This window comes from Comamonas sp. 7D-2, assembly GCF_022749555.1.
Lineage (GTDB): Bacteria > Pseudomonadota > Gammaproteobacteria > Burkholderiales > Burkholderiaceae_C > Comamonas > Comamonas thiooxydans.
This window is the reverse complement of sequence record NZ_CP094238.1, coordinates 1,611,343-1,624,359: the sequence shown is the minus strand read 5'-3', so window position 1 is coordinate 1,624,359 and position 13,017 is coordinate 1,611,343. Positions and strand designations below refer to the sequence as shown.

Here is a 13,017-nt window from a genome sequence, read left to right as displayed (position 1 = left end):
CCAATCTAGCGCAAGACGGCGGCCCTGAAAGGCTTGGGCGGCAGGATTTCAGGCTTTATGCGCCACGGGCTTTTCATCGGCCTCGGCGGCCTCTTCCTCGTCCAGGGGTTCGTTGCGCACCAGGTTGCTGAGCGTGGGCGGTACGCTCTCTCCTGCCCGGCGCGAGCGGAACAGCGCCGCGCGCATGAGGAAGATGGTGGTGATGGGCACGGTCACGGCAATGAAGATGGCAATCAGCACCGAGTGCATGACAAAGCCCTGGCCGCTGACGGAAAAATAGATCCAGGTGGCATGCATGATGAGCCAGCAGCCCATGGTGGCGATGATGGAGGGCGCGTGCACGCGCTCGAAATAGCTTTTGAGCCGCAGCAAGCCCACGGAGCCCATGAGAGCAATCAACGAGCCACCGAAGACCAGGGCCGCCACCAGAATCTGGGCCCACAGCGGCAGATCCACGCCAATGACTTCGGTACTCATTCGATCACCTCGCCGCGCAGCAGGAACTTGGCCATGGCCGTGGAGCCGACGCAGCCGAACAGAGCCACCAGCAAGGCCGCCTCGAAATAATTGGTGCTGTCGTACAGAATGCCCATGACCAGCATGGCCAGCATGCCGTTGAGATACATGCAGTCCAGCGCCAGCACGCGGTCTTGCGCATGCGGCCCCTTGAGCAGGCGCAGCACCGAGCAGCCCATGGCCGCCAGCAGCATGACCAGAGATGCCATCAGCACCCAATAAAACCAGGGGTTCATTCAAAAATCTCCATCAGCAGGCTCTCGTAGCGGGACTTTACAAAGTCGGCCATCTGCTTGGCATCCTCCACTTCCAGCGCATGCAGCAGCAGCATGGAGCGGTCGCGCGAGATTTCGGCCCAGGAAGTGCCGGGCGTCAGGCAGACGATCATGGCCAGTACTGCCAGCCCGTTGGGATCGCGCAGCTCGAGCGGAATATGGACAAAGGCCGCCGGGTGCTTGCGCATGCGCGGCAGCAGCAGAAAACGCACCACATTGAAGTTGGAGACCGAGGTGTCGCAGACCACACGGAATGCCAGCTTGAGAATGCTCAGCGGATGGCTGACCCGCACCGGCAAGGGGCGCAGGCCGCGCAGCAGCACGGGGATCAGCAGGCCCAGGATCAGGCCCAGCAAGATCTGGCCGGCACTGACCGAGCGGTTGAGCAACAGCCACAGCACCAGCAGAGCTACCGACAGCAGCGGTGCCGGGAAGATGGATTTCATGATGTTCTTCATGGGCGGCTCTCCTCTTTCTGAGCCGAGGCTGCGGTCTGGGTAGCGGCATCCTGTGCAGCTTCGCTTTCATCGCCGATACCAGGGACGGGCTCCGCCTGCATTTCCAGCGCGGCAGCACGTGCCGCCGCCTCGGGACCCGCAGCCTCCTGAGCCTTCTTCTCCTTGGGCGCAGGTACCGGAGCAAGACCCAGGACGGTACGCACATAGACATCGGGCGAATGCAGGGCATTGGCCGCTCGCTGGGTATAGCGCATCACATCATCGGCCTTGACCGTCAACACCACACAGCACAGCAGCAGTGCAACGATGGGCAGGCCTTCCGCCACCTTGAGTGATGGCGCGCTCTGCTCCGGATTGGCCCAGAAATGTCGGATGCCGGCGCGCGTGAGTGCCACCAACGCCATCAGACCGGTGATGATGAGCAGGGCCACCATGCTCCAGCCCAGCGGACCGGCCTTCACACCACTGGATGTACCCATGCCCAGCGGATTGAGCAGGCTGGTCAGCATGGCGAATTTGCCGAGAAAGCCGGCCAGAGGCGGCAGGCCCGAGATCAGCAAGGTGCAGGCCATGAAGCTCAGACCCAGAAAAACCGCCGCTGCCGGGAAGGCCCGGCCGATCATGAGCTCTTCATCATCGTCGAGATTGAAGCCTTCGGTGGGCAACAGCTCTGCATTGAGGAATGGCGCTTCATCATCCTCATAGGGCTCGCCCGCGTCATCATCCACGCGCCAGCGGTCCACCACATCGGCGATCAGGAACAGGGCCGCAACTGCCAGCGTGGAGCCCGGCAGGTAATACAGCAGGCCGGCTGTCAGCAGATTCTGGCCAAAGCCCGTCGCGGCCAGCAGGGTACCGGACGAAAGAATGGCAGCGAAGCCCGCCAGATGGGTCAACCGTTGCGAGCCCAGCATGCCTATCGCACCAAAGGCCATGGTCAGCATGCCACCCACGATCAGCCAGGTACTGCCAAACAGGGCCGATGCCCCGGCTTCCGAGCTGAACAGCAAGGTCCACAGGCGCAAGATGACATAGACCCCCACCTTGGTCATGAGCGCAAACAAGGCTCCCACCGGCGCAGTCGCCGCGCTGTAGCCAGGCACCAGCCAGAAATTCAGCGGCCACAGAGCCGCCTTGATCAAAAATGCCGTTCCCAGCACACCCGCTGCCGCATGCAGCAGGCCGCGGTCAGCGTCCTGCACCTGCGGAATGGCGCGGGCCAGATCGGCCATATTGAGCGTTCCGGTAATGCCGTAGAGCATGGACACGCCGATCAGGAACAGCGAAGACGCTGCCAGATTGATGGCGATATAGTGAAGGCCGGCCTGAATGCGCGTGCTGCCGGAACCATGCAGCAGCAAACCGTAAGAGGCTGCCAGCATGATCTCGAAGAACACGAACAGATTGAACAGATCGGCCGTGATGAAGGCACCGCTGAGCCCCATCAGCTGCAGCTGGAACAAGGGGTGGAAATGCACCCCGGCCTTGTGCCAGCGCGCAGCGGAAAACACCAGCGCCGCCAGTGCCACCACATAGGTGACCAGCAGCATCAGAGCAGTCAGCCTGTCCAGCGCCAGCGCGATGCCAAAGGGCGCCGGCCAGTTGCCGGGCATATAGACCGACATGGTGACGGCAGAGCCCGCCTGGTTGGTCCAGCCCAGCAGCATGACCACGATCACCAGACTGATCGTGGTGGACAGGATGTTCATGCCCAGCTTCAGGCGCTGACGCTCTTCACGCAAAAACAGCATCAGCGCTGCCGTCAGCATGGGCAGCATGATGGGAGCCAGCATCAGGTGCGGCATCAAACGCTCGGTCCACCCGGTCATAGCATTTCCTGTTCGGTACGCGAGTGCACGCCATCCACATGGTCGTTTCCAGAAGCGCCGCGCGATGCCAGCAGCACGACCAGGAACAGCGCCGTCATGGCAAAGCCGATGACGATGGCGGTCAACACCAGGGCCTGAGGCATGGGGTCTGCATAGTGCGACAAATCGGTCGGCACACCGTTTTGCAACACCGGCACCTTGTTGATCGACAGGCCCTGACGCCCCATGGAGAAGATGAACAGATTGACGGCATAGGACAGCAGCGCCAGCCCCATGATGACCTGGTAGCTACGCGGGCGCAGCAACAACCAGACGCCCGAGCCGGTGAGCACACCGATGGCAATGGCCAAAACGATTTCCATTACATACCTCCCCTTGCCAGTGCTGCAGCTGTGGCTGCCTGCACCTCGGCCTCGGCCTTTTTGGCCTCTTGTTCCTGCTCTTCCAGCAAGCGTGCATGGAAGCGGTGTCCGCGCACCGATTGGTGGGCTATCGCCGTCAGGATCAGCATGGTGGAGCCCACCACCAGCGCAAACACCCCGATATCGAAGAAGGTGGCGCTGGCGAGATGCACATGTCCCACCAATGGCAGCGAAAAGTCAAAGCTGTGGCTGGTCAAGAAGGGGTAGCCAACGGCCACCGAGCCCAGGCCTGTGCCCAGCGCAAAAAGCAGACCCGCGGCAATCCAGCGACGTGGATACAGTGGCAGATGCGCCTCCACCCAATGCGTGCCCGAGATGATGTATTGCATCAGCAAGGCGACCGAAAACACCAGCCCCGCCACAAACCCGCCGCCAGGCTGGTTATGGCCGCGCACAAAGATATAGGCAGCCACCAGCGTCGCAAACGGCAGCAGCAATCGCACCAGCACGGCTGGCACCATCAGGTAGCCCACGGCTGTATCGCTGGCATTGCGCGGGTTGAGCAGGTCGGTCTGCAAATCGCCAGGCACATAACGCTGCTGCTCCGGGATGTCCATGGCCTCGCGTGCCGGACGGAAGCGGCGCAGCAGCGCATAGATGACGATGGCCACAATGCCCAGCACCACGATTTCGCCAAAGGTGTCGAAGCCGCGGAAGTCCACCAGCATCACATTGACCACATTGGTGCCGCCACCGCCGCCCAGCGCGTTTTCGAGGAAAAAGGTGGAGGTGCTTTCATAGAAAGGCCGGCTCATCATGGCAAACGCCAGCCAGGCCATACCGCCACCGGCAATCAGCGACAGCACCAGATCGCGCAGGCGGCGTGCCTTGGCCCTGGCATCGGCGTTATCGGCCGTGCGCATATTCTTGTCCCGCTTGGGCAGCCAGCGCAGCCCCAGCAGGATCAGCACCGTGGTGGCGACTTCCACCACCAGTTGAGTCAGAGCCAGATCGGGAGCCGAGAACCAGAGGAAGGTCAGCACCGTGCACAGGCCCGTGCCGCCGAGCATGATCAATGCAGTCATCCGGTGGTACTTGGCTTTCCAGGCCGTGCCCAGCGCACACAGGCAGCCAATTGCCCAGAGCAGGACAAAAGCCGAAGACACGGGCAAAGTGCCGCGATTGCCCAGCTTCATGCCCCATAGCCACATTGGCAATGCTGCTGCCACCAGAGCAACGCAGACCAGCCACAGCATCTGCCACTGCAGGCGGCGCGTGGACAGATTACGGCGCCCCACCCGGCCCAGCCAGGTGATGCGAGCCAGCAGATTCTCAAAAATCCTGCGACCGCTGACACGGCCCAGCACGGGCGTCGTATCAAAGTGTCCGACCGTGCGCTGCCAGCGCAGCATGGTGTAGAGCAAGATACCACCGGCCAGCGCCACCAGGCTCATGATCAGCGGCATATTCCAGCCATGCCAGATGGCCAGGCTGTACTGCGGCAAGTCGCCGCCTACGACTGGAGTTGCAGCGACAGCCAGGAAACCGCCCACCGCCCAGGCCGGGAAGATGCCGACGATCAGGCAAGCCAGCACGAGCAGCTCCACCGGTACACGCATCCAGTGCGGCGGCTCGTGCGGCTCGTGAGGGAGATCGTTTGCCTGGGGCCCAAAAAAGACATCGAACGTAAAGCGCAGCGAATAGGCCACGCTGAACATGCCCGCCACGGTCGCAACCACGGGCAGCACAGTCTTGACCCAGGGTGCTGCATCCAGATAGACGGTCTCGGCAAAGAACATTTCCTTGGAGATGAAGCCGTTGAGCAAGGGCACGCCGGCCATGGCGGCACTGGCCACACAGGCCAGCGTGGCCGTGATCGGCATCATGAAGCGCAGGCCCGAGAGACGCCTGATGTCACGCGTGCCGCTTTCATGGTCCACGATGCCAGCAGCCATGAACAGCGAAGCCTTGAAGGTCGCATGGTTCATGATGTGAAACACCGCCGCCACGGCGGCCAGCTTGCTGTTCAGGCCCAGCAGCAAGGTAATCAGCCCCAGATGCGAGATCGTTGAATACGCGAGCAAACCCTTGAGATCATGCTGGAACATCGCGCAATAGCCGCCAATCAGCAGCGTCATGGCACCGGCTCCACCGACCAACCAGAACCATGCATCGGTGTCCGCCAGCACCGGCCACAGCCGTGCCAGCAGAAACACGCCGGCCTTGACCATGGTGGCCGAGTGCAGATAGGCCGACACGGGCGTGGGAGCCGCCATGGCGTTTGGCAGCCAGAACTGAAATGGAAATTGAGCACTTTTCGTTAGTGCACCAAGCAAAATCAGCACCAATGCCAACAGATAGAGGTGACTATCGCGAATCTGCTGCCCTGCAGCCAGAACATTGTCGAGGTCATAGCTGCCCACGATATGACCCAGCACCAGCATGCCTACCAGCATGGCCAGCCCGCCCGTTCCCGTGACCGTCAAAGCCATGCGTGCGCCCCGGCGCGCATCCTTGCGGTGATACCAGTAGCCGATCAGCAGGAACGAAAAAAGACTGGTCAGTTCCCAGAAAAATACCAGCTGAATGATGTTTCCCGAGAGCACCACCCCCGCCATGGCCCCCATGAAGGCCAGAAAAAACGAGAAAAAGCGCGGCACAGGATCAGTGGGCGACATGTAGTAGCGCGCGTAAAGCACCACCAGCGCACCAATGCCGAAGACCAGCATGGAGAACAGCCAGGCGAACCCGTCCATGCGGATCACCAGATTCAGCCCAAGCGCCGGCAGCCAGGAAATCTCCTGCCTGAGCACCGCTCCATCGGCCATTTCCGGGAACAGCATCCCTACCTGAATTGCGCATATCAGCGCAATGACACCCGCGAGTGTTGATTCAGTATTGCGCGCATTCGCAGGCAATAAAGCAGCCAAAAGGCTGCCTGCAAAAGGTAGGAGGATGAGGTATATCAGGGGCATGGGCGGATCATTCTAGAGGTTGACGTTATTTTTTCCGCTATAAAAACCTGAGCATTTCACAGACTTTAGACCACAGTTCACCTTCAGTTGATGACAGAAAATTCATCAAAACAGCGGGTTGCATGCAGATAGAGAAGCGCCTCCACAGCCGCCCTTGCGCGCGGCACCGGTGTCATACATCTGCTGCAAACCATTTTTGCCAAACTCAATCAATCTGCCAACCCATGCATGTACGCAGCTATCGCCCCGGAGATGAAGTCGCGCTATGGCAGGTGTTTCACGATGCTGTTCATCAGCTGGCAGTGAATCACTACAGCCAGGTGCAGCTTGACGCCTGGGCGCCACAACATCCCGACTGGATGGAGTGGCGCCAGCGCATCCAGGCACTCAAGCCTTTTGTCGCTATCTGCGCCAATGACTCACCCATGGGTTATGCCGATCTGCAGGCCAATGGCTATATCGACCACTTTTTTGTAGCTCCGCAATATGCGCGCCAGGGCGTGGGCCGATTGCTGCTTGCACATATCGAACAAGCAGCACGGCAAAACGGCCTGTCTGAGCTGACCGCCGATGTCAGTCTCAATGCCCAGGCTTTCTTCGCTCATTTCGGCTTTGAGCTACAGCGCCAGCAAATCCCCGTCGTACGTGGCATTGCCCTGAGCAACGCGCGTATGCGAAAAACTCTTTGAACCTGGCTCAGATCAAACTACCGGCAGCACCCCAACCGATGCAACAAGCATGAACTGGCTCTGGAAACCTGAAACATCCAATCCACAGAAATGGCTGATCGTCGCTTTCATGGCGGTGATGGTGGGCGCACTCGCCCCCATTTTCTGGCGCAGCTTCATACCCGATGCGCATTGGCAACTGATCGCGCTGTATCTGGCGCTGGCACTTACGGCAGCCGCCGGCATCTGGCTGCTGCGACTCCATAGGCTGGGACTTTGGCAACCGGCAGGCCCCTGGCTCAGCTACGGCCCCATCAAGCGCTGGCTGATGGCCTTGCTATGCACCGCTTTCATGGCTTTCATGCTCTGGCTCAACCTGGCAGCAACCCTGCTCATGGCCTATACGGCGGTCCTGGGAAGCAATACCAGCATGCAGACCATTGCCGAGAAAAAACGGGGCACAGGCCGCCATGCCTGCCGCCATCAGCTCAAGCTGCCCGAAGTCGACTACCTGTTTTTCGAATTCTGCATTGATGAAGATGGCTACGGCAGCCTGCCATCTGCCCCATTGCCCGCCTCGCTGTCCATGCGCGAAAGCTACTTCGGCAGGCTTGTGGACAGCATTCGTCTGGCAGCCCCACAGCAAAAAGATGAGCACTGATCGGTGTGCCACAATAAAAAAACATCTGACTGACTACTGAAACTACCAGTAAACAAGCGCTTTCAGCTCCTTTTTTATCTTTTCAAGCCGCCATGCAAATTCTTCTGCCGCCACTGATGCTGATTTCCGGAATGGGCTTTGTGCTCAGTGCAATCACACATTTGGCAGCATTTACAGGGCAGATCGATGCACTTGAAACACACTTACCTCAAGATGTCCTGGAGACATTCACAAGCGCCATGACCATCGGGATTTTTGCCGTCTGGATGCCTGCGGCACTGATTGCTCAGCGCATCAACAACGGCAATCGCCTGCAGTTTTCCTGGAAGAAGGTGCTCGCAGGCTGCCCCTCCTGGATGCGCAACACTGCCTATGCGGTCTTCATTTACGCTTTTGCCAACTTTTTTCTCGGCATTGCGGGCGGCATGGCGGAGCAGCAGCACGGCTTGCGCGTGTTCTCGGGCCACTGGATGATCTTCTACGGCATGGCGTTTTGCATCTTCTTCTCGAGCTGGAACCTGCCTTCCATGCTCAAGACCCGCCACTGCCCGGCCGGGCATGAAGTCGGTCATGGTGATAATTTCTGCCCGGTCTGCGGCTTGCCTGCAGCCCAGGACAGCCCGAATCCCTGATAAACCATAGCCCTGGAGGCGCCGCCGGCACCCAAAGCGGCGCATACTGACGGCCGCACCATCGCCTCCACCTACCTCTTGCACCATGCCCACTCCTCACTCCCCCATCGGTATTTTTGATAGCGGTGTGGGCGGCCTCAGCGTGCTGCAGGCACTGCGCCATGAGCTGCCGCACGAGCAGTTTGTCTATCTGGCCGACAGTGGCAATGCACCCTATGGCGATGCACGCGGCGATGCGTTTGTGCAGGAGCGCAGCCTGGCCATTGCGAAATACCTGCTGGAGCAGCACGACATCAAGATTCTCGTGATTGCCTGCAATACCGCCACCGCTGCGGCCGTGGAACTGTTGCGCGAACGCCTGCCGCAACTGCCCGTCATTGGCGTGGAACCGGCGATCAAACCTGCCTCTTTTTCCAGCCAGACCCATCATGTGGGCGTGATGGCCACCCGGGGCACCATCTCCAGCCAGCGTGTGGCACGCCTGGTGTCGGAGCATGGCCAACGCGCCGAGTTTCACCTCCAAGCCTGCGACGGCCTGGCCAGGGCGATCGAGCAAAGCACGGAGCAAGCATTGCCCGAGGATGCAAGCGCCACGGAGATCAGAGCGCTGTGCGCAAAGTACACAAGCGCTTTAGGGAGTTTCGGCCTTAAGACAGGACAGATGGATACGCTGGTGCTGGGCTGTACCCACTATGTGTTCGTCAAGGACGATTTGCGTGCCCTGCTGGGGCCCGATATCCAGTTCCTGGACACGGGGGCCCCCGTGGCACGCCAGACCCGGCGCATGCTGGAGCAGCGCAATCTGCTGGGAGCCGAGACCGATGGATCATTGCAGCTGGCCCAGGCCGAGCAGATTCAGCTCATGACAACCGGCCGCCTGACGGCCATGCAAGCCGCGGCCCAGCGCTGGCTGGATCTGCCCGCAGGCTGCAGCCTGGCCGTCAACGTGTGCTCGCCAAGCGCCTTGGCCACACCCGCCTGATCTGCGCCATCAGCTCCAGAGCAGCTCGCCACCCTGGTCCAGATAGCTGAGGTAAAAGCGCACATCGAACTCCAACTGATGGTAATCAGGCTCCATATGCGTGCATAACTGATAGAAAGCCTTGTCGTGATCCATGATGCGGATATGCGCGAGCTCATGCACGCAAATCATGCGCAAAAAGGCATCTGGCGCCTGCTTGAACATGGCCGCCACATGAATCTCGTGTCGGGCATTGAGCCGGCCTCCATGCGCAATCGCGCGCCGCGTATGCAGACCCAGGGCATTGCGCACCACATGAATCTTGCTGTCGTAGGCCACCTTGTGCAACTGCCCTGCATTGCGCAGATATTGCGCCTTGAGCGCATCGACATAGTCATAGAGCGTCCTGTCCGTGCGAACCGCGTGGGCCTGCGGATATTTGCGCAGCAGCCAGTCACCGGCCCTGCCCGCAAGCAGCCAGTCGCGCACCTGATTCTGCAGCGATGGCGCGTAGCCCGAGAGATAGGGCAATGCCAGAGGTATGGATGCATTCACCCCTTCTTCGCCCATGCTGGCGCGCGCAGCCCTGTCCTTGCGCAGCTGCTGGGTAACGGCTCCTGAATACTTGGGGGTAGGAATGGGCTTCATGACAAAAGACAAGCCCTCCGCCACAGTCTCGGGACTGCAGCACAGAGGGCTTTGACAGCGGATGATCGAAGGAATCAATGCAGATGGCGCGGGCGGCGATTGCCGCCATGACCGGAGGCCGAGCCCCCCGATCCACCACGCGGCGGCTTGCCCAGCTCCAGCGAGCTGACCAGGGCTTCGAAGCGCTGCGAGAACAGCTTGTCGATCTCCTGCACCACTCCGCCGAGCTCTGCGCCGTCAAAGTGACGCTCCATCATGTTGATGACATCCTGCACCAGCAGATCGCGCTGCACCTGCATGATGGCTGCGGGATTGGGGCCGACAAACAGCATCAGGAAGTCATCGCGGCTCTGGGCCTCCGCAGGAGCCTCTTCCTCGTCGAACTCGGTGTCGTAGAAGGTCACTTCGATCGGCGAGCCCTGCTCGGCCAGCTCGTTGAGCCCCATGCACATATCGTCCAGGGACTGACGAAAATCATCGTCACCACGCACGGTCCAGCACATCTGCAGCAGGTGCTCCTTGGCGTCGAACTGAATGCCGGGCTCTTCTTCATAGAGACTTCCCTCGCCGTCGGTCAATGAGCGCGCGCCAGCATAGGCCCACAAGGGACGCAATGCATCTTGCAGCTGCTCATACGTAACATCAGCACGGAGCAGAACCTGTCCGTGGACATGAATTTCAAAAGCAGCGTTGTAACTAGACATCTTTTTTCTCTGGGAGTGCAGGCCTCGTCAGCATGACAGAACTGCAAGCCATATTGCATCGAAGCCAGGACTTTTCCAAGCGCCTTGGCCAAGCCTTGACGCCCACAGCCCTACGGCATCGCAGTGACTGAATTTTCCCACCTTCAGCAAGACTGCGGGCAGCAACGGCTACTCAAGTCACAAATAAAAAAAGCCCGCTACACAAGATATAGCAGGCTTTTCAATTCTGGTGCCCCGAACCGGTACGCTTCGTTAAAAGCGGCAGATTTTAAGCCTGACTATCGAAGCAGCACCACAAAGTTGCTCCTCTTGTACTCAACTAGCTCCGGCAGGTTTTCCAAGAGGGCGAAGTATCTAATCATACCTTGGTGCGCGACGTAAACCGACCAGATTCCTATTCGCTTGGCTCCTAGCTGGCTCCTGGAATCAGGTCTTTTCAGGAGCACCCTCATGGCAAAGGTCAAACTCACCAAATCCGTGGTTGATACGGCGCAGGCGCAAACCTGCGACGTGGAACTCCGGGATACGCTGGTTCCAGGCTTCTTGTGCAAGGTTACACCAACCGGCCGCAAGGTATTCATGGTTCAGTACCGCACGAATTCCGGTGTGCGGCGCAAGCCGGCACTCGGCCAGTTCGGCGAGCTGACGGTCGAACAGGCCCGATCACTGGCACAAGACTGGCTGGCCGAAGTCCGGCGCGGCGGCGATCCCGGACTCGACAAAGCCGAAGCTCGCAAGGCTCCGACAGTCAAGGAACTGTGCGGCCGGTTCATGGAGGATCACTCCAAGCCGCACAACAAGCCGAGCACCCAAGACAGCTACCAGTACCAGATCGACAAATTCGTCATCCCGGTCTTTGGCAGCAAGAAAGTTATTGAGGTCACACGGCACGACATCACCGCGTTGATGAAGAGCATGGAGAAGTCGCCCACCCAGGCCAACCGCGTGCTGTCGCTCGTCCGAAAGATGTTCAATCTGGCCGAACTGTGGGGCTACCGGCCCGATGGCACCAATCCCTGCCGCCACTTACCCAAGTACCCAGAAAAGGGCTCGACCCGCCTCATCACCAACGAGCAGATGACCAAGCTGTTCACCTATTTTGAAAAGGCAGAGGCTGAAGGCTTGGAGCACCCTATTCTCCTTCTGCCCGTCCGCCTGCAATTCGAGTTCGCGGCACGCATGTCGGAGGTGCGGCTCCTGCAGTGGGATTGGCTCGACTTGCCTAACCGCCGGGTGGTCTGGCCAGATAGCAAGACAGACGATATGTCCAAGCCTCTGAGCGCCGAGTCTCGTCGCTTATTGGAAGGCGCCTCCCACTATGGCGATTCCCCCTACGTCTGCCCATCCATCCAGAAACCCGACAAGCCGCTGTCAAAGAATTCCTACTACCAGGCATGGCGACGCACTCTTGGACGCGCCGGTGTGCCGAAGGTCGGTACACACGGCATCCGCCACCGCTCAGCGACGGATATTGCTAATTCCGGCGTTCCCATCAAGGTAGGCATGGCACTGACCGCCCACAAGACCGTGGCCATGTTTATGCGCGATGTCCACACCGAAGACGATCCAGTGCGCCAAGCAGCTGAGCTGGTGGCAACCCGGCGTCGGACCATCACAGGGACACAACAGCACCAGCCCCAGGAGACCTCGACATGAATACCCGGACACCCAAAGCAACCAAACACACCACCCGGCCTATCGGCTACGCAGGCATCCACGGCGGCATCGTAGAGTTGCTTGGTGTCGCCCGCCAAGCGGCGGCGCGCAGCGTCAATACGCTAATAGACGGCCAGCAAGAGCCCATCCTGGGCCGGAGTGCGGCCTCTGCGGTTGTCCTGCCAGTGGCCAGAGCGGTGATGCCGCACATGCAGATTCGAGCGCGCCACGCCCAGCGCCGAGCAGACCGACTTCATTGGTCGTCCCCAGGCAACAAGGGCGAGCGCGCAATCCACTTTTTTGCTGCGGCGAGCTCCACGGCTTTCTTGAGGATCTCGTTCTCCAAGGTCTTTTTTCCCAGCACACGTTGCAGCTTGGCGATCTCGGCGCGAGCTGCGGCCAGCTCCGAAGCCGGCACAACCGCTTCACCGGCGCTCACGGCCACCAGCGCACCTTCGCGATCCAGTCGCCGCCAAGTGAATAGCAAGCTCGCCGACACGCCCTCCTGGCGGGCTACGAGCGAGACGCTCATGCCCGGTTCATACGTCTTGCGAACCAAGGCAGCCTTCTCGGCAGCCGACCAGCGCCGCCTGCGCTGGTCTCGGGTGATGACCTCTATCGTCTCTGTATGCCTAGTCATACGCACAGTCCTATGCCTATCTCGAAGATAAG

13 protein-coding genes and 2 pseudogenes are annotated in these 13,017 nt (G+C 60.0%); 6 read left to right on the top strand and 9 right to left on the bottom strand.

The window, feature by feature from the left end:
• Window positions 1–48 precede the first annotated feature (48 nt).
• Genes mnhG through MPZ60_RS07310 form a run of 6 tightly spaced genes read right to left on the bottom strand, consistent with a single transcriptional unit; the run spans window position 49 to window position 6,415 of the window.
• Complete coding sequence (gene mnhG, locus MPZ60_RS07335) at window positions 49–477, bottom strand: monovalent cation/H(+) antiporter subunit G (RefSeq protein WP_034360435.1); 429 nt, start codon at window positions 475–477, stop codon at window positions 49–51.
• The gene (locus MPZ60_RS07330) at window positions 474–752 is read right to left on the bottom strand and encodes a K+/H+ antiporter subunit F (RefSeq protein ID WP_003057255.1); all 279 of its coding nucleotides are present in this window, start codon (window positions 750–752) and stop codon (window positions 474–476) included. Before MPZ60_RS07330 ends, mnhG begins: the two co-directional genes overlap by 4 nt.
• Window positions 749–1,249 (bottom strand): Na+/H+ antiporter subunit E, encoded by a 501-nt coding sequence (locus tag MPZ60_RS07325; protein ID WP_034360432.1) that lies wholly within the window; start codon window positions 1,247–1,249, stop codon window positions 749–751. The genes MPZ60_RS07330 and MPZ60_RS07325 overlap by 4 nt, the downstream gene beginning before the upstream one ends.
• On the bottom strand, window positions 1,246–3,078 hold the full coding sequence (locus tag MPZ60_RS07320; RefSeq protein ID WP_034360429.1) for a monovalent cation/H+ antiporter subunit D: 1,833 nt from the start codon (window positions 3,076–3,078) through the stop codon (window positions 1,246–1,248). Before MPZ60_RS07320 ends, MPZ60_RS07325 begins: the two co-directional genes overlap by 4 nt.
• Window positions 3,075–3,440 (bottom strand): Na+/H+ antiporter subunit C, encoded by a 366-nt coding sequence (locus MPZ60_RS07315; protein ID WP_003061035.1) that lies wholly within the window; start codon window positions 3,438–3,440, stop codon window positions 3,075–3,077. The genes MPZ60_RS07320 and MPZ60_RS07315 overlap by 4 nt, the downstream gene beginning before the upstream one ends.
• Complete coding sequence (locus MPZ60_RS07310) at window positions 3,440–6,415, bottom strand: monovalent cation/H+ antiporter subunit A (RefSeq protein WP_242881904.1); 2,976 nt, start codon at window positions 6,413–6,415, stop codon at window positions 3,440–3,442. The genes MPZ60_RS07315 and MPZ60_RS07310 overlap by 1 nt, the downstream gene beginning before the upstream one ends.
• A 224-nt stretch (window positions 6,416–6,639) precedes the next feature.
• On the opposite strand from MPZ60_RS07310, the gene MPZ60_RS07305 reads away from it, so the two are divergent.
• The 4 genes from MPZ60_RS07305 (at window position 6,640) to murI (ending at window position 9,358) form a co-directional block, all read left to right on the top strand.
• Window positions 6,640–7,104, top strand: a complete 465-nt coding sequence (locus tag MPZ60_RS07305; protein WP_034360423.1) for a GNAT family N-acetyltransferase — start codon at window positions 6,640–6,642, stop codon at window positions 7,102–7,104.
• A gap of 49 nt (window positions 7,105–7,153) precedes the next feature.
• A complete protein-coding gene (locus MPZ60_RS07300) occupies window positions 7,154–7,744 on the top strand; it encodes a hypothetical protein (RefSeq protein ID WP_034360420.1) in 591 nt (196 codons plus the stop codon).
• Window positions 7,745–7,983: 239 nt separating this feature from the next.
• A complete protein-coding gene (locus MPZ60_RS07295) occupies window positions 7,984–8,376 on the top strand; it encodes a hypothetical protein (RefSeq protein ID WP_242607119.1) in 393 nt (130 codons plus the stop codon).
• 85 nt (window positions 8,377–8,461) lie between these two features.
• Window positions 8,462–9,358, top strand: a complete 897-nt coding sequence (gene murI / locus MPZ60_RS07290) for a glutamate racemase (protein WP_034360417.1) — start codon at window positions 8,462–8,464, stop codon at window positions 9,356–9,358.
• Between the two features lie 9 nt (window positions 9,359–9,367).
• Here the strand turns inward: murI and MPZ60_RS07285 are convergent, their stop codons facing one another.
• Window positions 9,368–9,985: a M48 family metallopeptidase gene (locus MPZ60_RS07285; protein ID WP_034360414.1), complete on the bottom strand. Its 618-nt coding sequence runs from the start codon at window positions 9,983–9,985 to the stop codon at window positions 9,368–9,370.
• 74 nt (window positions 9,986–10,059) lie between these two features.
• The gene (locus MPZ60_RS07280; protein WP_003061017.1) at window positions 10,060–10,689 is read right to left on the bottom strand and encodes a DUF6806 family protein; all 630 of its coding nucleotides are present in this window, start codon (window positions 10,687–10,689) and stop codon (window positions 10,060–10,062) included.
• A gap of 450 nt (window positions 10,690–11,139) precedes the next feature.
• Here MPZ60_RS07280 and MPZ60_RS07275 point away from each other — a divergent pair, with 450 nt between their 5' ends.
• Both MPZ60_RS07275 and MPZ60_RS07270 read left to right on the top strand, forming a co-directional pair.
• Window positions 11,140–12,345, top strand: coding sequence for a site-specific integrase (locus MPZ60_RS07275; RefSeq protein ID WP_034360411.1), 1,206 nt, complete (start codon window positions 11,140–11,142; stop codon window positions 12,343–12,345).
• Window positions 12,342–12,473: pseudogene (locus MPZ60_RS07270) on the top strand (DUF1016 domain-containing protein); the annotation flags it as partial. The gene MPZ60_RS07275 and the pseudogene MPZ60_RS07270, both read left to right, overlap by 4 nt.
• Window positions 12,474–12,476: 3 nt before the next feature.
• Here MPZ60_RS07270 and MPZ60_RS07265 read toward each other — a convergent pair.
• Window positions 12,477–12,985: pseudogene (locus MPZ60_RS07265) on the bottom strand (transposase); the annotation flags it as partial.
• Window positions 12,986–13,017 lie beyond the last annotated feature (32 nt).

Coding starts and splice junctions, on each gene's coding strand:
- MPZ60_RS07285 (WP_034360414.1), bottom strand. CDS start 9,985: ATGAAGCCCATTCCTACCCCCAAGTATTCAGGAGCCGTTACCCAGCAG.
- MPZ60_RS07325 (WP_034360432.1), bottom strand. CDS start 1,249: ATGAAGAACATCATGAAATCCATCTTCCCGGCACCGCTGCTGTCGGTA.
- murI (WP_034360417.1), top strand. CDS start 8,462: ATGCCCACTCCTCACTCCCCCATCGGTATTTTTGATAGCGGTGTGGGC.
- MPZ60_RS07305 (WP_034360423.1), top strand. CDS start 6,640: ATGCATGTACGCAGCTATCGCCCCGGAGATGAAGTCGCGCTATGGCAG.
- MPZ60_RS07280 (WP_003061017.1), bottom strand. CDS start 10,689: ATGTCTAGTTACAACGCTGCTTTTGAAATTCATGTCCACGGACAGGTT.
- MPZ60_RS07330 (WP_003057255.1), bottom strand. CDS start 752: ATGAACCCCTGGTTTTATTGGGTGCTGATGGCATCTCTGGTCATGCTG.
- MPZ60_RS07320 (WP_034360429.1), bottom strand. CDS start 3,078: ATGACCGGGTGGACCGAGCGTTTGATGCCGCACCTGATGCTGGCTCCC.
- MPZ60_RS07295 (WP_242607119.1), top strand. CDS start 7,984: ATGACCATCGGGATTTTTGCCGTCTGGATGCCTGCGGCACTGATTGCT.
- mnhG (WP_034360435.1), bottom strand. CDS start 477: ATGAGTACCGAAGTCATTGGCGTGGATCTGCCGCTGTGGGCCCAGATT.
- MPZ60_RS07300 (WP_034360420.1), top strand. CDS start 7,154: ATGAACTGGCTCTGGAAACCTGAAACATCCAATCCACAGAAATGGCTG.
- MPZ60_RS07275 (WP_034360411.1), top strand. CDS start 11,140: ATGGCAAAGGTCAAACTCACCAAATCCGTGGTTGATACGGCGCAGGCG.
- MPZ60_RS07315 (WP_003061035.1), bottom strand. CDS start 3,440: ATGGAAATCGTTTTGGCCATTGCCATCGGTGTGCTCACCGGCTCGGGC.
- MPZ60_RS07310 (WP_242881904.1), bottom strand. CDS start 6,415: ATGCCCCTGATATACCTCATCCTCCTACCTTTTGCAGGCAGCCTTTTG.